Raw genomic sequence first — 19,553 nt, 5'->3', positions numbered from 1 at the left:
ATGAATGTGTATTACGATCGGGATTGTGATCTTGCATTGATTAAATCCAAGAAGGTAACCATTGTCGGTTACGGTTCCCAGGGCCATGCCCACGCCTGCAACCTGAAGGATTCCGGCGTTGATGTGACGGTTGCGTTGCGCGAAGGTTCCGCCTCCGCCGTCAAGGCCCAGAACGCCGGCCTCAAAGTGGCAAGCGTCGCCGAGGCTGTGGCTTCGGCTGACGTGGTGATGATCCTGACCCCGGATGAGTTCCAGTCGCAGCTGTACCGCAACGAGATCGAGCCCAAGCTGAAAAAGGGCGCCACCCTGGCCTTTGCCCATGGTTTTGCCATCCATTACAACCAGATCGTGCCGCGGGCCGACCTGGACGTGATCATGATCGCTCCCAAGGCTCCGGGCCACACGGTGCGCTCCGAGTTTGTCAAGGGCGGCGGCATCCCTGACCTGATCGCCATATTCCAGGACGCCTCCGGCAAGGCCCGCGAAGTAGCCCTGTCCTACGCCAGTGCCATCGGCGGCGGTCGCACCGGTATCATCGAGACCACCTTCAAGGACGAGACCGAGACCGACCTGTTCGGTGAGCAGGCCGTGTTGTGCGGCGGCGCGGTGGAGCTGGTCAAGGCCGGCTTCGAGACCCTGGTTGAGGCCGGTTACGCCCCGGAGATGGCCTACTTCGAGTGTCTGCACGAACTGAAGCTGATCGTCGACCTGATGTATGAAGGCGGCATCGCCAACATGAACTACTCCATCTCCAACAACGCCGAGTACGGCGAGTATGTCACCGGCCCCCGGGTGATTAACGACCAGAGCCGTGCAGCCATGAAGGAGTGCCTGAACAACATCCAGAATGGCGAGTACGCCAAGCGTTTCATTCTGGAGGGGATGTCCAACTATCCCGAGATGACGGCCCGTCGTCGCCTGAACGCTGCCCACCCGATCGAGCAGGTCGGTGAAAAACTGCGTTCCATGATGCCCTGGATCCAGAAAATCGTTGATAAGTCAAAGAACTAATCAGCCTTGTTGTTGAGTTCGAACCCCGCTCTTTTGGGAGCGGGGTTTTCTACATTCTACAGAATTTATCTGTAACTGGTATGCCATGCGCCCATCCAATGCCTTGATTACCCCCGAAGGATACCCGTTTATCGCCTATAGCGGCGGTCTGTTCCTGTTTCTGAGTGTCGGCGCCCTGCTGCTGCACTCGGTGGCCCTGGCCGTGCCGGCAGTGATTACCTTTGCGCTGTTGCTATTCATTATCTCCTTTTTCCGTAACCCAGAACGGCAACCGCCGGCGGATAGCAGTCTGGTGGTGGCTCCGGCCGACGGTACCGTGGTCTACGTGGGGCCGGCACATCAGGAGCATCTGGGCGATTGTCTCAAGATCAGCATCTTCATGTCGGTCTTCAACGTGCATGTCAATCGCGCTCCGGTGACCGGCACCGTGGTGGAACATTTTTACAAGCAGGGCAGGTTTTACGATGCCCGCCATGCCAAGGCCTCCTCTGAAAACGAGCAGTGTGGCCTGGTGATGGAGACCGCAAGCGGCGTGAAGGTGGCCTTTGTGCAGATCGCTGGTCTGATAGCACGACGGATACTGTGCTATGTGGAACCAGGGGATCGGCTGGAGCGTGCTGAGCGTTACGGTATGATCCGTTTTGGTTCCCGGGTGGATGTCTATCTGCCGACCATGTGTGAGCCGATGGTGGCGGTGGGGCAGACTACCACTGCCGGCGTCACTGCGCTGACCAAGCTTTCGTGAGCCGTAGCAAGGAGCAAGCGTCTATGGAACCAGCTGAAGAAACGGTAGTCACCGTCAAGGCACGACAGGAAAACATCAGGCGTGGCATCTATATCCTGCCCAACCTGATCACAGCCGGCAGCCTGTTTGCGGGGTTCTACAGCATGATCGAGACCTTGAGCGGCAACTATGGTTCCGCTGCGGTCTGGATCTTCATCTCGGCCATCTGCGATGGTCTGGATGGCAAGGTGGCCCGTCTGACCGGCACCACCAGCCAGTTTGGGGTGGAGTTTGATTCCCTGGCCGACCTGGTGGCCTTCGGTGTGACGCCGGGCCTGATGATGTATGCCTGGGCGTTGAAGCCCTTTGGCCGTCTCGGCTGGCTGGCGGCCTTTCTGTTTGTAGTCTGTGGGGCCCTGCGGCTGGCCCGATTCAACGTCCAGGTTGAAACGGTTGAAAGCAAGCGCTTTGTGGGGTTGCCGATTCCGGCTGCAGCCAGCATGGTGGCCTCCACCGTGCTGCTATTCAACCATTTCGGCTGGCCCAGTTCCTATAAGCGGCTGGCCATCCTGGCCCTGATCTATCTGCTGGCCTTCCTGATGGTCTCCAGCGTCAAGTATTACTCCTTTAAAGACCCTGAGCTGATCAAGCGGCAGCCGTTCGGTTTTCTGGTGTTGGCGGTGGTGCTGCTGATCATTGTGGCTGCTGAACCGGCCGTGATGGTGTTCGTGATCATGCTCTGTTACGTGCTGTCAGGGCCGATCGGTTTTTTTGTTGGCCTGCCGCGCCGGATGCGGCTTGAAAAGGCGATGCACAAGGGGCATGAGGAGCAGACTCATTCCAGCTGATGGATGGTTGCCCTGATCTGCTGCGGTGTGAGCTCAAGAATGCCGTAGGAGAGGAAGGGGGCGCGGCCCCACAGGGTACCCGGGTTAAAGAGCTGTATGCCGTCGCGCTGCTCAGACAACGCCAGATGGGTATGGCCAAACAGGATCACGTCGGCGTCATGTTGCTTGCCGTAACTCAACAGCTGTTCAAGCCCGCTTTTGACCAGATAACGGTCGCCATGGGTAATCAGGATTCGCCGGTCGGCCAGGGTGATCAGGAGCTCGCGCGGCGCGCTGGAGCCATGATCACAGTTGCCGGCCACCCGCAGCACCGTTTCACCAAGGGTTTCCTCAAGGAGTTGAGCGTCCAGCTCTCCATCGCCGGTATGGATGATGACATCGACGGGGCCAGCCTGCTGGTGGGCTCTGAATAGCATGCCGTCATTACCGTGACTGTCTGAAACTACCAGAATACGCATTCCCTTTCCTTTCGTAGTGATGGTTCTATCCGGAGGCAGCATACATGTCCGCCAAAAAAATTCTGCTGATCATAGTCGGCCTTTTTGCTGCACTGCTGCTGATGCTGGTCAGTGCAGTCATGCTGGGCCGTCTGCTCCTGAAGAGTGATGATTCCGACTTCCCCCGAGGCCAGGGGATTGGCCTGGTAGAGATCAAGGGGATGATCGTTGATCCCAGTGAGCCGGTACGCCAGTTGCGCTACTTCCTGAAAAAGGACAACGTCAAGGCGGTGGTGCTGCGGGTGGATTCACCGGGTGGCGTTGTTGGACCATCGCAGGAAATCTATCAGGAGGTCAAGCGGCTGGCAGCCAAAAAGAAGGTGGTGGTCTCCATGGGTAGCCTGGCTGCCTCCGGCGGCTACTATGTTGCCGCTCCGGCCACCGTAATCTACGCCAATCCGGGTACCATCACCGCCAGCATCGGTGTGCTGATCAAATTTTCAAACATTGAAGGGCTGCTGGGCAAGGTTGGCATCAAGTCAGCCACCATCAAGACCGGCACCTTCAAGGATGCCGGATCGCCGGACCGGCCGCTGTCCGCTGAAGACCGCGCCATGTTTCAGGCGGTGATCGACAGCACCCACGAGCAGTTTGTGCGTGCCGTGGCCGAGGGCCGCAAGCTGCCGGTTGAGGAGGTGCGTCAGCTTGCCGATGGCCGGATTCTCTCCGGCGAGCAGGCCAAGGCGGTCAAGCTGGTGGACAGGCTGGGGAACCTGCAGGATGCCGTCGAAGAGGCCGGACGACTGGCCGGTATCAGTGGTGAGCCTGAAATACTCCTGCCCCCCAAGAAAAAGGTCAACTACCTTGACCTGCTGGTTGAAGGGGCCGAGCAACGATTCGACGGCGTGTTGAACAAGGCGCTTGGACGCGGCCTGCAGGTGACCTACGAGTAGGATCATCTGCTTCCGGGTTATCTGCGTTTTTGTAGCCGGTGATGGGCATCCAGCAGGATCTTTTCGGTGGTTTCCCAGTTGATGCAGGCATCGGTGATGGATACACCGTATTTCAGCTGGTTCTGATCGGCGCAGATCTTCTGGTTGCCTTCCTCCAGGCAACTTTCAATCATCAGGCCGGAAATGGAGCGGTTGCCGGCCACCACCTGTGAGATGACCGCTTCCAGCACCTCGGGTTGACGTCGGTAGTCCTTGTTGGAGTTGCCATGGCTGCAATCCACCATGACGGTGGCCGGCAGGCCGTTTTTGGCAAGTATCTCTTCGGTATGGAGGATATCCTCTGGGTGATAGTTCGGTTTGCGTGAACCGCCCCGCAGCACGATATGCACATCGGGATTGCCGGCGGTCTGGATGATCGATGTCCTGCCCTCGCGGTTGATACCCAGGAAGCTGTGGGAGGCCCGGGCAGCAATCATGGCGTCGATGGCGATCTGCAGGTTGCCGTCGGTGCCGTTTTTGAAGCCGATCGGGAAGGAAAGACCGCTGGCCAGTTCCCGGTGAGTCTGCGATTCGGTGGTGCGGGCGCCGATGGCCCCCCACGAGATCAGGTCAGCTACATATTCGGGGGTGATCGGGTCCAGCATCTCGTTGGCCACCGGGATGTTGAGTTCAGTGATCTTGCAGAGCAGGCTACGGGCGATGCCCAGCCCTTTTGAGATCAGGTGGCTGCCGTCCATGTCCGGATCATTGATCAGACCTTTCCAGCCAACCGTGGTGCGGGGCTTTTCAAAATAGACCCGCATCACCAGTAGCAACTGGTCATCGACCCGGCGGGAGAGGGCGGCCAGGCGTTGAGCGTACTCAAGGGCCATGGCCGGGTCATGGATTGAGCAAGGGCCCACCACCACCATCAGCCGGCGATCGCTGCGTTGAATGATCTCCTTGATCCGCTCCCGGCTGCGGGAGACGAACTCGCGCGAGCTGTCCGACATCGGAAAGACCTGGCGCAGGTCGGCCGGTGCGATAATCGGGGTAATGCTGGTGACTTTCAGGTTGTTGGTCTTGATCATGGGTACGGGCCTCACAGGCAAAGGTAGTGCTTGATTGGGCAGTTGTACTGGATGGGGGCGGGCATTGTCAAATTCAAACGGGTTTCGTGGGACCAAACGAGCCGTCTTCATCGATCGTGACGGCACGTTGAATGTTGAAAAAGACTATCTGTACCGAGTTGATGACTGTGTGCTGATCCCCGGTGCTGTGGACGCCGTCCGGCGGCTGAATGAGGCCGGCTGGCTGGTGGTGGTGGTGACCAACCAGTCCGGTGTGGCCCGTGGCTACTACGGCGAGCAGGAGGTGGCAGTACTGCATCGATATATGGCTGACGAGCTGGCTCGTGGTGGTGGTCAGGTGGCCGGTTGGTATTTCTGCCCCCACCATCCGGCAGGCCAGGAGCCGTACAACCGGCAGTGCGATTGCCGCAAGCCGTTGCCGGGCATGCTGCTGCAGGCGGCGCGTGAACTGGAGATCGACCTGTCCCGATCATGGATGGTGGGTGACAAGCTGGTTGATATCCAGGCCGGGCAGGCGGCCGGCTGTCGAGCTGTGCTGGTGCGTACCGGCTATGGCCAGCAGGAATCGGCCGGGTTGCCCGACGGGGTGCCGGTTTGTGACGATCTGGCTGCTGCGGTGGAGCTGATTCTGGCGGTTTGACACTGCTTGGCAGGTTGTGTTACTGCACGTAAGCTTTAATCCTCTCAGTTAAGAAGGGAAGCGTAGCATGTCTCCGATACGTAAAGGGATCGTGCTGGCCGGCGGCGCCGGCAGCCGGTTGTACCCGCTGACGCTGGTGGCCAGTAAGCAGCTGCAGCCAGTCTATGACAAGCCGATGATCTATTATCCCCTGGCCACCCTGATGGCGGCCGGCATTCGGGATATTCTGCTGATCTCAACGCCACACGACACCCCCCGTTTTCAGGCCTTGCTGGGGGATGGTTCCCGCTGGGGGATCAATCTCAGCTATGCGGTGCAGCCGGAGCCGAAAGGGATTGCCCAGGCGTTCCTGATCGGCGAGCAGTTCATCAACCGTGAGCCGGTCTGTCTGATCCTCGGTGACAATATCTTTTACGGCAAGATGCACCTGGATCGGATGGTGGAGGAGTTCCAGGGAGGAGCACGGGTGTTCGGTTACTACGTGCACGACCCTGAACGCTACGGTGTGGTGGAGTTTGATCCTGCTGGCCGGGTGCTTTCGATCGAAGAAAAGCCCACGGTCCCCAAGTCCAGCTATGCGGTGCCGGGGTTGTACCTGTATGACGGCTCGGTAGTCGATGTAACGCGTGGCATTACGCCGTCACCCCGCGGTGAACTGGAAATCACCGATGTGAACCTGGCCTATCTGAAGCGGGGTGAGTTGCTGGTGGAGCGCCTGGGACGGGGCATCGCCTGGCTTGACACCGGCACGCACAAGTCGCTGCTTGAGGCCAGCAACTTTATCGAAACCCTGGAGGCACGGCAGGGGCTCAAGATTGCCTGTCTGGAAGAGATCGCCCTGCATCGCGGGTTCATCGATTGCACCGCCATGGAAGCAGTTATTGCCGCAACACCGGCTTCGTCGTACCGCGAGTATCTGCAGCGGGTGATGCATGAGGCTCGCTGCGGCATGCCGGGAACACGATCCTGATCTGAGATACTAATGTTTGATCTGCTGCGTAAATATCTGTTGTCACTGCTGGTCACCATCGGGTTGTTGGTGGCCCTGATCATCTATTCGCTCAATTTGCCTGATGCCAGGGAGGCCAATTGGGTGGAACGGGCCGTTGGCAGTATCCTGAGTCCGGTCCTGGGGCCGGTAAAGTGGCTGGGGACGCTACCGGATCGCATCTGGCATGACTACCTTAACCTGGTGCAGGTGCGGCGCGAAAACATGAAGCTGCGTGAGGATATCAAGACCCTCAACCAGTCACTGGTTGCGGCCGGTGAACTGCTGCAGGAACATGAGCGCTTGAAGCGGTTGCTGGAGATGCGCAAAACGGTTCACGAACCGACGGTGGCGGCAGCCGTGATCGGCGAAGATGTAGCCCCCTGGTTTCGTACCTTGACCATTGATCAGGGGTCATCCAGCGGTATCAGCGACGGCATGCCGGTGTTGGCCGCCGGCGGCGTGGTGGGGCAGACCATCAAGGTTACCCCCAACAGCAGTCGGGTGCTGTTACTCACCGATCACGCCAGCGGTATCGCCGGCATTATCCAGCGTTCTCGAGCCCGTGGCGTGGTGAAGGGCAAAGGCGAAGCGGTCTGTTCCCTTGAGTTCACCATGCGTGAAGAGGATGTCACCGTTGGTGATCTGGTGGTGACTTCCGGCGTGGGCGGTGTCTTTGCCAAAGGGCTGCCGATCGGTACGGTGACCATGGTCAAGAAGGGTCAGTACGGCATTTTTCAGTCGGTTGCCATCAAACCAGCAGTGTCAACAGCACACCTGGAAGAGGTGCTGGTGGTGCTGCGTGCCCCCCGGGAGTAACAGAAACCGATGCGTGCCTTCCTGAAAGCGTTGTGCATAGTGGTCGCGGTGGTGGCGTTCCAGTCGGCTGTCTTGCCCCATTACCTCGAACCAGCCTTTAAGCCTGACTTGTTACTGGTGCTGATGGTATTTCTGGCACTACGCGCAGAAACCAGTGTCAGCCTGCCGGCAGCCTATGGTCTTGGCCTGCTGAAGGATTGTCTGAGCGGCATCTACCTGGGGCTGAACGCCTTTTCTTTTTTGGTGGTCTATCTGGTACTCAAGTCGGTGTCAGAACGTCTGAATGTGCAGAGCTGCCTGTTGTTTGTGCTGACGGTCTCTGCGGCAACCGCTGCTTCTGCTGCCATTAATCTACTGCTACTGCTGGTATTCTCTCAAACACCGACCTTGTTTGCCGCCCTGCTGAACCAGTTGTTGCCGCATCTGCTGGTAAACGCCTTTGTGGCCTCGCTGGTGGCGGCAGTTCCCGGCTGTGGTTCTTTGCGGACATCCCCATGATCAAGCAGCAGCGTTATGTCCGTGAGATGGCCCATCCCAAGCAGCGGACTGTTCCGTTGGCCTTCGGGGTGGTGCTTATCTTTTCGCTGCTGATTCTGCGACTTTGGTATCTGCAGATTTTGTATGCTGAAGATTACCGGGCCCTTTCCGAAAACAACCGTCTCCGTTTTTTGCCGGTGCCGGCCTCACGCGGAGCCCTGATGGACCGCAATAAGTCGATACTGGTCAGTAATCGTCCTTCTTTCAGTCTGGCGCTGATACCGCAGGAAATCACGGATGTTGAAGCGATGTTGGACCGTTTGTCTACGCTGTTGGGGCTTGATCGTACCGAGTTGGGGGAGCGTTGGCAAAAGGCCAAGGGACGTGCTCGCTACTACCCGGTGGTGGTTGCTACCCAGATCACGCGCGAGCAAGTTGAAATAGTGGAAGAAAACAGGATGCGCCTGGCCGGGGTTGAGATCACCATGAAGCCGGTGCGCGAATACCATTACAAGCAGTCGGCAGCTCACTTGCTGGGGTATATCGCCGAGATATCGGAAAAGGAGCTGGATGACGCCGCATATCAGGATTACAACCCTGGTGATTATGTCGGCAAGAACGGTATTGAAAAAGCCTGGGAGCATGAGTTGCATGGTGAGGATGGCGGCCGGCAACTGGAGGTGGATTCCCGGGGACGTGTGCTGCGGGTGCTGCATGAAAGCCAACCGACCGTCGGCAATAGCCTGGTGTTGACCATCGACCAGCGGCTGCAACAGGCGGCAGAACGGGCCTTCGGCAGCCAGGCCGGCGCAGCGGTGGTGATGAACGTCACCAACGGTGAAGTGCTGGCCTTTGTCAGTAGCCCAACCTTTGATCCGGCTCTGTTTGCCGGCAAGATACCGACCGATGTCTGGGAGTCCTATCTGAAGGACAAACGTCATCCGTTACAGAACAAGGCCTTGTCCGGCCAGTATCCACCAGGCTCAACCTTCAAGATGATCACTGCCTTGGCTGGGCTTGAGACCGGTCTGGTCAACGAGTCGAGTAGCGTGTATTGCGATGGCACCTATAAGCTGGGCAGCGGCAAATTTCGTTGTTGGAGCCGTACGGGCCATGGTTCGGTTAATCTGCGCCGCTCACTCAAGGAATCCTGCGATGTGTATTACTATCAGCTGGGGGAACGGCTTGGCATTGATCGCCTGGCAGAGATGTGTCGTCGTTTCAAGTTGGGTGACACGCTGGGTATTGGTTTGGCCGGTGAAAAGAAAGGTCTAATACCGACCACCGAGTGGAAACTGAAGCGTTTCGGCAGGCGGTGGGTTCCCGGTGATACGCCGCCGGCTGCCATTGGTCAGGGCTACGTGCTGATGACGCCGATTCAGCTGGTTTCCATGGTGGCTACCGTGGCCAACGAGGGCACGGTTTTTAGGCCGCATCTGGTGAAGCAGATGGTGGATGCCGATGGCAAGGTGTTGAGAGAGTTTGCCCCCGAGGTACTGGCTCAGGTTGGTGTCAGTGCGGCTCATTTCAAAAAGGTCAAGCAGGGGCTGTATGCGGTGGTCAACGATGCAGGGGGCACCGGCGCAGCGGCTCAGCTGGCTGATGTCAGGGTGGCCGGCAAGACCGGAACCTCGCAGGTAGTTAAGCTGGGCGAAGACCGCAAGCGTCGGCTGGCATATGAGTATCAGGACCACGCCCTGTTTACCGCCTTTGCCCCCTACGATAAGCCTGAGGTGGCGGTGGCGGTAGTGGTTGAACATGGCGGTGGCGGTGGCGCAGTGGCTGCGCCGATAGCCGGTCAGATTCTGCGGGTCTGGTTTGACCTGAAGAAGCCGGTGGTGCCGCGGAAGGAACCAACAGAAGATAAACAGGCAGATGAACAGCCGGCTGCTGTCAAGCCATCGCCCGAACAACCAGAGCAGCCTGTTGATGAGGTAAAAGCTGATGATTGACCGCCGTCTGGTGAGCAACTTTGACTGGACCCTGCTGGGGATTGTGATGATCATCTGTCTGCTGGGGGTTTTGAATATCTACAGCGCGTCAGCTCCTTACAAGCTGGTGGGAGCGCCCTATTATTTCAAACAGTTGAACTGGATGTTCTTCGGCCTGATCATCTCACTGGTGGTCTGCAGTGTTGACTATCACATTTTTGAGGATTTTGCCTATTGGCTCTACGGTGGTGTGGTTGTTCTGCTGCTGGCGGTCCTGCTGGTGGGCAAGAAGAGCCTGGGGGCAACCCGCTGGCTGGACTTGGGACTGTTTACCATTCAGCCCTCTGAGTTGATGAAGATCGGCATTATTCTAACCTTTGCCCGTTTTTTCAATAATTACCACGCGGTGGGTGGCTTGACGGTCAAGGATATGTTTTTTCCGCTTGCTCTGTTGGGGGTGCCGGCAGCCTTGATCATGAAACAACCGGATCTCGGCACCGCTTCGCTGGTTGTGTTGATCGCCTTTTCAATGGCCTTTTTCATCGGCTTCCGCTGGTCGACCCTGCTGACCTTCGTGGTGGTCACGGTGCCTCTTGCCTGGCTGACCTGGAGCTTCTACATGAAGCCGTACCAGAAGAGCCGGGTGCTTGATTTTATCAATCCGGAACGTGCGCGCCTGGGTAGCGGGTATCACATCATACAGAGCAAGATCGCCGTCGGGTCGGGCGGATTGCTGGGCAAGGGCTATGTCAAGGGCACCCAGGCCCAACTGCGCTTTCTGCCGGAACAGCACACCGACTTCGCCTTTTCAGTCTTTGCAGAAGAGTGGGGGTTTGTCGGCACTCTGGTACTGATTTTGCTTTATCTGGGATTGATCATGTGGGGGTTGACCATTGCGAGGAGTTGCAATGATCGTCTGGGTGCCCTGCTGGCGGTGGGGGTAACGGCCATGTTGTTTTGGCATACGGTGATCAATGTCGGCATGGTGATCGGGCTGTTCCCGGTAGTGGGGGTGCCACTGCCCTTTTTCTCCTACGGCGGTACCTCGATGATCACCTCCATGGTCGGGGTGGGTATACTGCAGAACATCAGTATGCGTAAGTTTATGTTCTGATTTGCGGTAACCGTTACCCGAAAAGATACGTTGACTTTTGATCGAATTAAATGATAGTTCTATATCAATTGTTGCATGTTCTTCGGCCACTTCACGCCACCCAACAACCGGGGTTTTACCCCTCATTCAGAAAGGAGTTATCCGTACTATGAAGAAACTCGTATCCGTTATCTCCGCTGTTGTTGTGCTTACCGTAGCTTCCCTGTCCTTCGCGGCCGCCATCAAGGGTCCCGTGAGCAAGATCACTAAAAATGCTGACGGTTCCTACACCGTCGTCGTGAAGGATAACGCATCCGGCAAGGCTGTTGAGATGCAGGTAAGTGATGAAATGACCGTCAACAAGCTGAACAGCAAGAAGATCGTTGTCGATGACGACGTGAAAGTGAAGTACGACGAGAAGGACGGCAAGAACATCAGCACCAAGATGCTTAAGGCTGCTGGCTGCTAATCAGTTCTGCTGTCTATGGTTTCATGCAGCGTACCCAGAAACGGGTACGCTGCTTTTTTTTGTCCTATCACCATGACCTCGTCAAGGTTGTGCGCTGTGGCTGCCATAAATACCCTTTTACGGTTGAGCGATAGCAGCTTTCGTGGTATCTTGCGCTGGTTTTTACTTCAGAATGGAGATGCAGATGATCAGTTCACTCGTCAAGATGGTGATTGGCAGCAAAAACGAGCGTGAGCTCAAGCGGTTGTGGCCGATCGTTGCAAAGATAAACGGGATGGAACCGGCCGTGCAGGCTTTATCTGATGACCAGCTGCGTGAAAAGACCGCTGAGTTTAAGCAGCGCTACCAACAGGGCGAATCATTGGACGCCTTACTGCCCGAGGCTTTTGCTGTCTGTCGTGAGGCCAGCCGGCGGGTACTGGGGATGCGTCATTTTGATGTGCAGATGATTGGCGGCATGGTGCTGCATGCCGGCAAGATCGCCGAGATGAAGACCGGTGAGGGCAAGACCCTGGTGGCCACCCTGGCGGCCTATCTGAATGCCATCAGCGGCGAAGGGGTGCATGTTGTCACGGTAAACGATTATCTGGCCAGGCGTGACTCGGACTGGATGGGGCGGTTGTACCGTTTTCTGGGACTCACTGTGGGGGTTATCGTCCACGGACTGAATGATGAGCAACGTCGTGAGAACTATGCCGCCGACATCACCTACGGCACCAACAACGAGTTTGGTTTCGACTATCTGCGCGATAACATGAAATTCTCCCTGGATGATTACGTTCAGCGCGGTTTTAACTTCGCCGTTGTTGACGAGGTGGACTCGATCCTGATCGACGAGGCACGTACGCCGCTGATCATCTCTGGCCCCACCGAAGAGTCCACCGACAAGTACTACGTGATCAACCGGATTATTCCGCTGCTGGAAAAAGGTGAGGTGCTCGAGGTGGAGGCCAACACCCTTTCCGGCAAGCGCAAGACCTATACTGGCGATTACACCATCGACGAGAAGGCCAAGAGTGCTACCCTGACCGAGCAGGGGGTGTCCAAGGTGGAGAAGCTGCTCAAGGTCGAAAACCTCTACGATCCTCGCAATATCGAAACCCTGCACCACGTCAACCAGGCCCTGCGGGCCCATGCCATGTATCGTCGTGATGTTGAATATGTGGTCAAGGATGGTGAGGTGATCATCGTTGATGAGTTTACCGGCCGTCTGATGCCGGGTCGGCGTTGGTCTGACGGACTGCACCAGGCCGTTGAAGCCAAGGAAGGGGTGCGGATCGAGAGCGAAAACCAGACCTTGGCAACTATCACCTTCCAGAACTACTTCCGGATGTACAGCAAGCTGTCCGGCATGACCGGCACCGCCGACACCGAGGCTGAGGAGTTTCACAAGATCTACAAGCTGGAGGTGGTGGTGATCCCCACCAACCGGCCGCTGCTGCGTCCCGACTATCCTGATGTGATCTACAAGACGGAGACGGAAAAATTCGACGCGGTCATCAAGGATATCAAGGAGCATTACGAAAAGGGCCAGCCTTGTCTGGTGGGCACTATTTCCATTGAAAAGTCGGAGGTGCTCTCGGAACTGCTACGCAAGCAGGGTGTTCCCCACTTCGTGCTCAACGCCAAACAGCATGAGAAAGAGGCCGAGATTGTGGCCCAGGCGGGCCGTAAAGCCGCCATCACCATCGCCACCAACATGGCCGGTCGCGGTACCGACATCGTGCTGGGCGGTAACCCGGACGGCCTGCTGAAGCAGTGGCGGCTGAACAATCCTGATGCCAGCGAAGAGCAGGCTGCTGGGCAACTCGAACAGTTCAGGATTCAGTGTACCCAAGAGCATGACGAGGTGGTGGATCTGGGTGGTTTGCATATCATCGGCACCGAGCGCCATGAGTCGCGCCGCATCGATAACCAGTTGCGGGGACGCTCCGGTCGCCAGGGCGACCCAGGTTCCTCCCGTTTTTACCTGTCGCTGCAGGATGATCTGTTGCGGATTTTCGGCTCCGAACGGGTGGCAAAGATCATGGACTTCCTCAAGATTGAAGAGGGAGAGGCCATCACCCACGGCATGATCTCCAAGTCGATCGAGAATGCCCAGAAGAAGGTGGAGGCACACAACTTCGAGATCCGCAAGCATCTGATCGACTACGATGATGTCATGAACAAGCAGCGCGAGGTGATCTACACCCAGCGTCGTGAGATTCTGGGTGGTCAGGATATCCGTGAGAGCTTCATGGAGATGCTGGACGACACCATCGGCGACATCATCAACGCCTATGCCTTTGACAAGACCGCCCCTCAGGAGTGGGATTGGGAATCCTTGGTCGAGGCGGTGGGGCGCTGTTTCTCACTGCAACTGGAACTGTCCCGCGAGATGATTGCACGGATGAACGCTGACAGCCTGCGGACGCTGCTGAGGGAGCAGGCCCACGAGATCATCGACCGCAAGGCGGCAGAACTCGGTGACGAGCTGATGGATCACCTGATCCGGGTGGTGATGCTGCAGGCCATCGATACGCACTGGAAGGATCACCTGCTCAACATCGATCACCTCAAGGAAGGTATCGGCCTGCGGGGCTACGGTCAGAAGGATCCCAAGCAGGAGTACAAGAAAGAGGCCTTCCAGTTGTTCATGGAGATGATTATCCGGATCCGTGAGGAGACGGTTGAAAAGGTCTTTTGGGTGCAGGTGGAACGTGAAGAGGATGTTGAGCAGCTGGAAGAGGTGCAGGTTGAGAAGAGCCGCAAGCTGTTCCAGAATATCAGCAGCAACGATGCATCAGACGGTGAGCCGGCCAAGAGTTCGAAGGTGGCCGGTCGTAATGAGGCCTGCCCCTGTGGGTCGGGCAAGAAATACAAGAAGTGTTGCGGTAAGTGATGGAACGGTCTTTTTCCGCAATCTCAGCGTAAGTCTTCGGTCGTGCTTGTGCGGCGTACGTTCACGGTACGCCTCCGCGCACTCCCTCGACAGCCTTGACCTTGCGAAAAAATCCTCGTTCCGCAAGGTTTGAGAGAGGTTTTGTTATGTCCCTGAAGGGTTTTCAGTTTTCAGCGGTTGAAGCGGCCATCAAAAAGCCGGGTCGCAAGGATCTGGCCCTGATCTGGTCCGAGGTTCCGGCTGTCGCTACGGCGGTCTTTACCACCAATGCGGTCAAGGCGGCTCCGGTGGTGCTGTCTGCGGAGCGGATTGTCTGTGGCCAGGCCCAGGCCCTGGTGGTGAATAGCGGTAATGCCAACGCCTGTACCGGCAATCAGGGGATGCTCGACGCACGGGAGACGACACGTCTGGTGTCCGAAGGGCTGGGGATCGCTGAACAGCTGGTGCAGGTCTGTTCCACCGGCGTGATCGGCGTGCCGCTGCCGATGGAGCGGGTGAGGGCTGCGGTGCCTGCGCTGCTGGCCGGTCGCGGCACTGCCTCCTTGGATGACTTGGCTGCAGCGATCATGACCACCGATACCTTCCCCAAGACAGAAGTACGCCAAGGGGCCGTTGGTGCGGCTGGCTACACGGTGGCCGGTACTGCCAAGGGGGCTGGCATGATCATGCCCAACATGGCAACCATGCTGGCCTATGTGCTGACCGATGCCGTCATTGAACCCGGCCTGCTGAACAATCTGTTTAAGGTTGCGGTCGATCGCTCGTTTAACGCCATCACCATAGACGGCGATACCTCTACCAACGACACCTGCCTGCTGATGGCCAATGGCGCGGCAGGCAACCAGCCGATCGTCAGCGGCACCCCGGAGGCGGCGCATTTTGCCGCGCTGCTGGACGAGGTGCTGCTGGGGCTGGCAAAGCAGATCGTGAAAGACGGAGAGGGCGCCACCAAGTTTGTCGAGATCCGTCTGACCGGCGCGCTGAGCGATGCAGACGCCAAACGGGCCGCCATGGCGGTTGCCAACTCCAGTCTGGTAAAAACGGCGTTCTTCGGCCAGGATGCCAACTGGGGACGCATTTTTGCTGCAGTTGGCTATTCAGGGGCTACGGTTGATCCGGAACGTCTGGCGCTCTGGTTTGACGATGTCTGCATGGCCAAGGATGGTGTTTTTGCTGGTGAAGATGCCGAACAACGCGGTACCGAGGTGCTCAAACAGAAGGAGTTGCGGGTAACGGTTGATCTGGGGCTCGGAACAGGTCAGGCCACGGTCTATACCTCTGACCTTTCCCACGAGTATGTCTCAATCAACGCTGATTACAGGACCTGAGGAGGCCTTCATGAAAGTGATCTTCCCGGTTGTTATGCTGTTGTTGATGTCGGTGGTGATGCCAGTTGATGCGGCATCGCCGAAAGTGACGGAACTGGCGGTCACCACCAAGGTTTCCAAAGGGAAACCGATTGACGCCGTTCACCGCATATCCTATCGCTCGGTGAAGTTCCTGTATGGCTTCACCCGCACCCTTTCCGAACCGCCCCAGGAAACAACCGTCACTCAGGTCTGGCTGCGTGATGGACAGCCATTTAAAGAGGTCACCATGCCGGTCAAGGGCCGCCGTTGGCGGCTTTACAGCACCTTGCCGATTGATGCGAGCAGTGTCGGGCGCTGGCGTCTGGAAGTCCGTGATGCCGACGGTCAACTATTGAAGGCAACCGAGTTCCAGATCAATTAATGGTTGCGTTGGCCGGTTGGTATACGCGCTACTGTCTGGGCAGGTTCTGTCTGGCACTACTGCTGGCACTCAGTTGTTTCAGCAGCAACGTGCGTGCCGAGAGTGACCCCCTGCCAGAAGACGCCCGGGTTTCCGTGATCGAGTTCATGCTGCAGCAAGGCATTGCACAACGCCTGATCAACGGCGCTGTGGTGGTGGTGGGCGATCATCGCGGCATCCTGTATGAGCGTGCCGTTGGTCTGGCCGGCTTTAGTGACGAAGCTCCTGCGCTAACGACAGCCGCAGTCTTTGATGTCGCCTCCCTGACCAAGGTGTTTGCCACCACACCCGCCATCGTCAAGCTGTTGGACGAGGGCCGGCTCTCGTTGCTAGACCCGATCTCGAGCTGGTTTGCCGAGTTTGAAGGCAGCGACATCACCATCCTTAATCTGCTGACCCATACCTCCGGCTTGCACGATGTGGGGCTGGACCGTTCTGAGCCGATGCAAAGCGCCATCAACCGGGCTGCAGCACAGATCGGTAGAGTAGCGGTGGGCAGCCGGTTCAAATATGCCGACATCAATTTTATACTTTTGGGTGAGTTGGTACGTCGAATCAGTGGCCTGCCCCTCGATCGCTACGCCCATCAGATGTTTTATGCGCCACTCGGCATGCAAACCGCCAGCTTTACCCCCGTGCCGAATGACAACAATACACCTACGCTTGGTAACGGGAGAACGGCCTTGACCGGCGTGGTGCAGGATGAGAATGCCCGCATCCTGGGCGGGGTCGCCGGGCATGCCGGCCTGTTCAGTTCAGTCCATGATCTGGCTCGTTTTGCCGGTATGCTGCTGAGCGGCGGTCAGTTGGACGGTACGCGCGTACTTTCATCGCGGGCTGTGGCTCAGATGACCGCTCCGTACTTTTTCCGCAATGGCAGTGTTGTGCGGGGGCTGGGCTGGGATCGTGAGTCGCCTTTTTCCGCTCCCAAGGGAACCATTTTTTCCGAATTTTCCTATGGCCACACCGGTTACAGCGGCACCTCGGTCTGGATTGATCCCGATGCCGACCTGTTCGTACTGCTGTTGACGACCCGTGTCGACTACCAGCGACTACGTAGTTTCAATAAGTTGCGCGGCGATATGTCGACGCTTGCGGCGGCCCTGTTTGTCGGGCGGGAACGGCGTGGCATGCTCGAAAGGCCGGTAAATCCGGGTCCTTGACACCTCATAGTCCGTATGCTAGTGTTTTCCAACTTTTAAGGCCTCAAATCCGCAATCCTGCACAGGGAGGGACCGATGGGCAACATCTCGATACTTCTGGCTGACGACAGTATCACCATCCAGAAAGTGGTTGGCATCATCTTTGCTGGTGACGGCTACACCCTGACGGTGGTTGATAGCGGCGCTGCAGCTGTCCAGAAGGCCCAGGAAATCCTTCCCGACGTTTTGCTGATCGATGTGCTGATGCCGGGTATGAACGGCTATGAAGTCTGTGAACAGCTGCGGGCCATACCAGCCCTGGCTGCCAAGCCGATCCTGCTGCTGACCGGTTCGTTCGAGGCCTTTGACGAGGCCAAAGCCAAGAGTTGTGGCGCTGACGACCACATTACCAAGCCGTTTGAGTCACAGCAGATCATTGCCAAGGTTAAAGAGCTGCATGCACTTGGACAACGCCGTGCTTCCGGCGAGTCGGTTGAGCCGATTGCCGCCGTAACACCTGCAGCAGCAGAACCGGCCAGCTTCATTGAGCCGACCGCCTTTGCAGCCCCCACAGAGGCTGCCCCGGCTGAAGAATCGTTTGCTTTTGAAGCCAACGCGCTTGAAACCTCTTCTGTCTTTGAACCTGCCGCGCCTGCTGCTGAAATCGAGCAGGAGTCGCCTGCGGTCTCTCCGGATGATCCGTGGGGTGCCTTTACCCAACCAGAAACCCAGCAGGAAGAAGTGCCGACTGCAGAGTCGGAGTCAGCTGGCATGGATATCGAACTGGATCAGCCCGATGTGATGGCCATGATGGCTGAAGAACCACAGACGCCTGCGGTTCAGGCGGCTGACGATGCCAATATCGGTGCTTCCTGGGTGCCGGTTGAGGAGCAGACCTTCGAATTTCAGGAAGAGGTCGCTGAGCCACCTGCTGCGGTTCTGGAACAGGAACCGCCGGTTGTTGTTGCTGAAGAACCGACGATGCCTGTTGTTGCGCCGGCTGCTGCACCTGTCGTTGCTGCGACTGGTGCGGTTGCGCTGTCCGAAGAGCAGCTGAAAGAGGCCCTGATGTCGGTATCCAAAGAGACTATCGAGCGGATCGTCTGGGAAGTGGTGCCTGATCTTGCCGAATCGTTGATCAAGGAAACCATCAGAAGGATCACGGAAGGCAAGTAACCGCTTGCCACCGAAGTACTTGAATGGGGATGGCAACATCCCCATTTGCTTTTTAAGGAGTTGGCGAAATGATCAAACAGGCAATTGCAAAGGTTGTCGAGCAGCAGGACCTGACCGAAGGCGAGATGATTGAGGTCATGAACCAGATCATGTCCGGCGAATGCACCCCGGCCCAGGTCGGTTCGTTTATCACGGCCTTGCGGATGAAGGGTGAAACCATTGAGGAGATCACCGGCGCGGCTCGGGTGATGCGCGAGCGGGCCACCCCGATCCGCGTTGGCAAAGGGGTGCTGGATATCGACCGTGATGAGATCAACATCGATCAGGAGACCATCCTGGACGTGGTCGGTACTGGCGGCGACGGCACCAACACCTTCAACATCTCCACCACCGTCTCCCTGATGGTGTCGGCCTGTGGTGTCAAGGTGGCCAAGCATGGCAACCGCTCGGTTTCATCGGCCTGCGGCAGCGCCGACGTGATCGAAAAACTGGGGGTCAACCTGGATGTCACCCCGGATGTGGTTGAGCGTTGCATCAGCGAGGTTGGTATCGGCTTCCTGTTCGCTCCGGCCCTGCATGGCGCCATGAAGCACGCCATCGGTCCCCGTCGCGAGATCGGCATCCGCACCATCTTTAACATCCTGGGGCCGCTCACCAATCCGGCCGGCGCTGACTGCCAGGTGATGGGCGTCTACCGTGAGGAGCTGGTTGAAAAACTGGCCGGAGTACTGCATCGCCTGGGCTGCAAGCACGGTTTTGTGGTCAACGGCAGCGATGGCATGGACGAGATCACCCTGACCGGTGAAACTGCAGCAGCAGAAATTACCCCTGGTGGCGTGAGACTATTCACCATCATCCCGGAAGAATATGGCTTTACCCGCTGCAGTATGGCCGATCTGCGCGGGGGCGATGCGGTTGCCAATGCCGTCATCGTGCGGGATGTGTTGAGCGGCGCCAAAGGGCCAAAGCGCGACGTGGTACTGCTGAATGCGGCCTTTGCCCTGATGGCGGCCGGCCGTTGCACAACACCCCAGGAAGGGATCGCCATGGCCGCCAACGCAATTGATTCAGGTGCCGCCAAGGCTCAACTGGATAAGTTGGTGGAGCTTACCACACAACTGTAA

Annotated in this window: 19 protein-coding genes; 17 read left to right on the top strand and 2 right to left on the bottom strand. The window is 57.6% G+C overall.

All coding sequences use genetic code 11. From position 1 onward, the window contains the following. The 3 genes from ilvC to pssA all read left to right on the top strand — a co-directional run bounded on the left by ilvC (window position 1) and on the right by pssA (window position 2,583). Window positions 1–1,011 carry a ketol-acid reductoisomerase gene (ilvC, locus tag RBQ93_RS02185; RefSeq protein ID WP_320370369.1) on the top strand — a complete coding sequence of 337 codons (1,011 nt, stop codon included), beginning with the start codon at window positions 1–3 and terminating at the stop codon, window positions 1,009–1,011. 85 nt (window positions 1,012–1,096) lie between these two features. Continuing rightward, window positions 1,097–1,756, top strand: a complete 660-nt coding sequence (locus RBQ93_RS02180) for a phosphatidylserine decarboxylase family protein (protein WP_320370368.1) — start codon at window positions 1,097–1,099, stop codon at window positions 1,754–1,756. Between the two features lie 23 nt (window positions 1,757–1,779). Next, window positions 1,780–2,583: a CDP-diacylglycerol--serine O-phosphatidyltransferase gene (gene pssA, locus RBQ93_RS02175; RefSeq protein WP_320370367.1), complete on the top strand. Its 804-nt coding sequence runs from the start codon at window positions 1,780–1,782 to the stop codon at window positions 2,581–2,583. Here the strand turns inward: pssA and RBQ93_RS02170 are convergent. Continuing rightward, entirely contained in the window at window positions 2,571–3,041 is a 471-nt protein-coding gene (locus tag RBQ93_RS02170; RefSeq protein ID WP_320370366.1) for a metallophosphoesterase, read from the bottom strand. The two genes, pssA and RBQ93_RS02170, sit on opposite strands and share 13 nt — an antisense overlap. Window positions 3,042–3,085: 44 nt before the next feature. Between RBQ93_RS02170 and sppA the strand changes: the two genes are divergently transcribed. Next, on the top strand, window positions 3,086–3,973 hold the full coding sequence (gene sppA, locus RBQ93_RS02165) for a signal peptide peptidase SppA (RefSeq protein ID WP_320370365.1): 888 nt from the start codon (window positions 3,086–3,088) through the stop codon (window positions 3,971–3,973). A gap of 17 nt (window positions 3,974–3,990) precedes the next feature. Here sppA and RBQ93_RS02160 read toward each other — a convergent pair whose 3' ends face one another. Further along, window positions 3,991–5,043, bottom strand: a complete 1,053-nt coding sequence (locus RBQ93_RS02160; RefSeq protein ID WP_320370364.1) for a 3-deoxy-7-phosphoheptulonate synthase — start codon at window positions 5,041–5,043, stop codon at window positions 3,991–3,993. 64 nt (window positions 5,044–5,107) lie between these two features. Between RBQ93_RS02160 and gmhB the strand changes: the two genes are divergently transcribed. From gmhB to trpD, 13 genes are all read left to right on the top strand, one after another. Further along, a complete protein-coding gene (gene gmhB / locus RBQ93_RS02155) occupies window positions 5,108–5,683 on the top strand; it encodes a D-glycero-beta-D-manno-heptose 1,7-bisphosphate 7-phosphatase (protein ID WP_320370363.1) in 576 nt (191 codons plus the stop codon). Window positions 5,684–5,750: 67 nt separating this feature from the next. Next, window positions 5,751–6,653: a glucose-1-phosphate thymidylyltransferase RfbA gene (gene rfbA / locus RBQ93_RS02150; RefSeq protein WP_320370362.1), complete on the top strand. Its 903-nt coding sequence runs from the start codon at window positions 5,751–5,753 to the stop codon at window positions 6,651–6,653. Between the two features lie 12 nt (window positions 6,654–6,665). Continuing rightward, a complete protein-coding gene (mreC, locus tag RBQ93_RS02145) occupies window positions 6,666–7,490 on the top strand; it encodes a rod shape-determining protein MreC (RefSeq protein WP_320370361.1) in 825 nt (274 codons plus the stop codon). Between the two features lie 9 nt (window positions 7,491–7,499). Further along, window positions 7,500–7,988: a rod shape-determining protein MreD gene (gene mreD / locus RBQ93_RS02140; protein WP_320370360.1), complete on the top strand. Its 489-nt coding sequence runs from the start codon at window positions 7,500–7,502 to the stop codon at window positions 7,986–7,988. Continuing rightward, a complete protein-coding gene (mrdA, locus tag RBQ93_RS02135) occupies window positions 7,985–9,919 on the top strand; it encodes a penicillin-binding protein 2 (protein ID WP_320370359.1) in 1,935 nt (644 codons plus the stop codon). Before mreD ends, mrdA begins: the two co-directional genes overlap by 4 nt. After that, window positions 9,912–11,012: a rod shape-determining protein RodA gene (rodA, locus tag RBQ93_RS02130; protein ID WP_320370358.1), complete on the top strand. Its 1,101-nt coding sequence runs from the start codon at window positions 9,912–9,914 to the stop codon at window positions 11,010–11,012. Before mrdA ends, rodA begins: the two co-directional genes overlap by 8 nt. Window positions 11,013–11,160: 148 nt before the next feature. Then, on the top strand, window positions 11,161–11,460 hold the full coding sequence (locus RBQ93_RS02125; protein ID WP_320370357.1) for a hypothetical protein: 300 nt from the start codon (window positions 11,161–11,163) through the stop codon (window positions 11,458–11,460). 184 nt (window positions 11,461–11,644) lie between these two features. Beyond that, window positions 11,645–14,341 carry a preprotein translocase subunit SecA gene (secA, locus tag RBQ93_RS02120; RefSeq protein ID WP_320370356.1) on the top strand — a complete coding sequence of 899 codons (2,697 nt, stop codon included), beginning with the start codon at window positions 11,645–11,647 and terminating at the stop codon, window positions 14,339–14,341. A 146-nt stretch (window positions 14,342–14,487) separates the two neighbouring features. Next, window positions 14,488–15,669 (top strand): bifunctional glutamate N-acetyltransferase/amino-acid acetyltransferase ArgJ, encoded by a 1,182-nt coding sequence (argJ, locus tag RBQ93_RS02115; RefSeq protein ID WP_320370355.1) that lies wholly within the window; start codon window positions 14,488–14,490, stop codon window positions 15,667–15,669. 10 nt (window positions 15,670–15,679) lie between these two features. Beyond that, window positions 15,680–16,072, top strand: a complete 393-nt coding sequence (locus RBQ93_RS02110) for a DUF2914 domain-containing protein (protein ID WP_320370354.1) — start codon at window positions 15,680–15,682, stop codon at window positions 16,070–16,072. Continuing rightward, the gene (locus tag RBQ93_RS02105; RefSeq protein WP_320370353.1) at window positions 16,072–17,274 is read left to right on the top strand and encodes a serine hydrolase domain-containing protein; all 1,203 of its coding nucleotides are present in this window, start codon (window positions 16,072–16,074) and stop codon (window positions 17,272–17,274) included. The genes RBQ93_RS02110 and RBQ93_RS02105 overlap by 1 nt, the downstream gene beginning before the upstream one ends. A 75-nt stretch (window positions 17,275–17,349) precedes the next feature. Then, window positions 17,350–18,429: a response regulator gene (locus tag RBQ93_RS02100; RefSeq protein ID WP_320370352.1), complete on the top strand. Its 1,080-nt coding sequence runs from the start codon at window positions 17,350–17,352 to the stop codon at window positions 18,427–18,429. A 68-nt stretch (window positions 18,430–18,497) separates the two neighbouring features. Continuing rightward, complete coding sequence (trpD, locus tag RBQ93_RS02095; protein ID WP_320370351.1) at window positions 18,498–19,553, top strand: anthranilate phosphoribosyltransferase; 1,056 nt, start codon at window positions 18,498–18,500, stop codon at window positions 19,551–19,553.

The sequence above is a fragment of the Trichlorobacter sp. genome, assembly GCF_034008105.1.
In the GTDB taxonomy this organism is placed as follows: domain Bacteria; phylum Desulfobacterota; class Desulfuromonadia; order Geobacterales; family Pseudopelobacteraceae; genus Trichlorobacter.
This window is presented reverse-complemented; position numbering and strand designations above follow the sequence as displayed.

Excerpts from the sequence above, each read along its gene's own strand:
- mreD (WP_320370360.1), top strand. The coding sequence starts at position 7,500 with ATGCGTGCCTTCCTGAAAGCGTTGTGCATAGTGGTCGCGGTGGTGGCG.
- sppA (WP_320370365.1), top strand. The coding sequence starts at position 3,086 with ATGTCCGCCAAAAAAATTCTGCTGATCATAGTCGGCCTTTTTGCTGCA.
- RBQ93_RS02180 (WP_320370368.1), top strand. The coding sequence starts at position 1,097 with ATGCGCCCATCCAATGCCTTGATTACCCCCGAAGGATACCCGTTTATC.
- RBQ93_RS02170 (WP_320370366.1), bottom strand. The coding sequence starts at position 3,041 with ATGCGTATTCTGGTAGTTTCAGACAGTCACGGTAATGACGGCATGCTA.
- RBQ93_RS02110 (WP_320370354.1), top strand. The coding sequence starts at position 15,680 with ATGAAAGTGATCTTCCCGGTTGTTATGCTGTTGTTGATGTCGGTGGTG.
- secA (WP_320370356.1), top strand. The coding sequence starts at position 11,645 with ATGATCAGTTCACTCGTCAAGATGGTGATTGGCAGCAAAAACGAGCGT.
- pssA (WP_320370367.1), top strand. The coding sequence starts at position 1,780 with ATGGAACCAGCTGAAGAAACGGTAGTCACCGTCAAGGCACGACAGGAA.
- rfbA (WP_320370362.1), top strand. The coding sequence starts at position 5,751 with ATGTCTCCGATACGTAAAGGGATCGTGCTGGCCGGCGGCGCCGGCAGC.
- mreC (WP_320370361.1), top strand. The coding sequence starts at position 6,666 with ATGTTTGATCTGCTGCGTAAATATCTGTTGTCACTGCTGGTCACCATC.
- RBQ93_RS02105 (WP_320370353.1), top strand. The coding sequence starts at position 16,072 with ATGGTTGCGTTGGCCGGTTGGTATACGCGCTACTGTCTGGGCAGGTTC.
- RBQ93_RS02160 (WP_320370364.1), bottom strand. The coding sequence starts at position 5,043 with ATGATCAAGACCAACAACCTGAAAGTCACCAGCATTACCCCGATTATC.
- argJ (WP_320370355.1), top strand. The coding sequence starts at position 14,488 with ATGTCCCTGAAGGGTTTTCAGTTTTCAGCGGTTGAAGCGGCCATCAAA.
- mrdA (WP_320370359.1), top strand. The coding sequence starts at position 7,985 with ATGATCAAGCAGCAGCGTTATGTCCGTGAGATGGCCCATCCCAAGCAG.
- RBQ93_RS02100 (WP_320370352.1), top strand. The coding sequence starts at position 17,350 with ATGGGCAACATCTCGATACTTCTGGCTGACGACAGTATCACCATCCAG.
- RBQ93_RS02125 (WP_320370357.1), top strand. The coding sequence starts at position 11,161 with ATGAAGAAACTCGTATCCGTTATCTCCGCTGTTGTTGTGCTTACCGTA.
- trpD (WP_320370351.1), top strand. The coding sequence starts at position 18,498 with ATGATCAAACAGGCAATTGCAAAGGTTGTCGAGCAGCAGGACCTGACC.
- ilvC (WP_320370369.1), top strand. The coding sequence starts at position 1 with ATGAATGTGTATTACGATCGGGATTGTGATCTTGCATTGATTAAATCC.
- rodA (WP_320370358.1), top strand. The coding sequence starts at position 9,912 with ATGATTGACCGCCGTCTGGTGAGCAACTTTGACTGGACCCTGCTGGGG.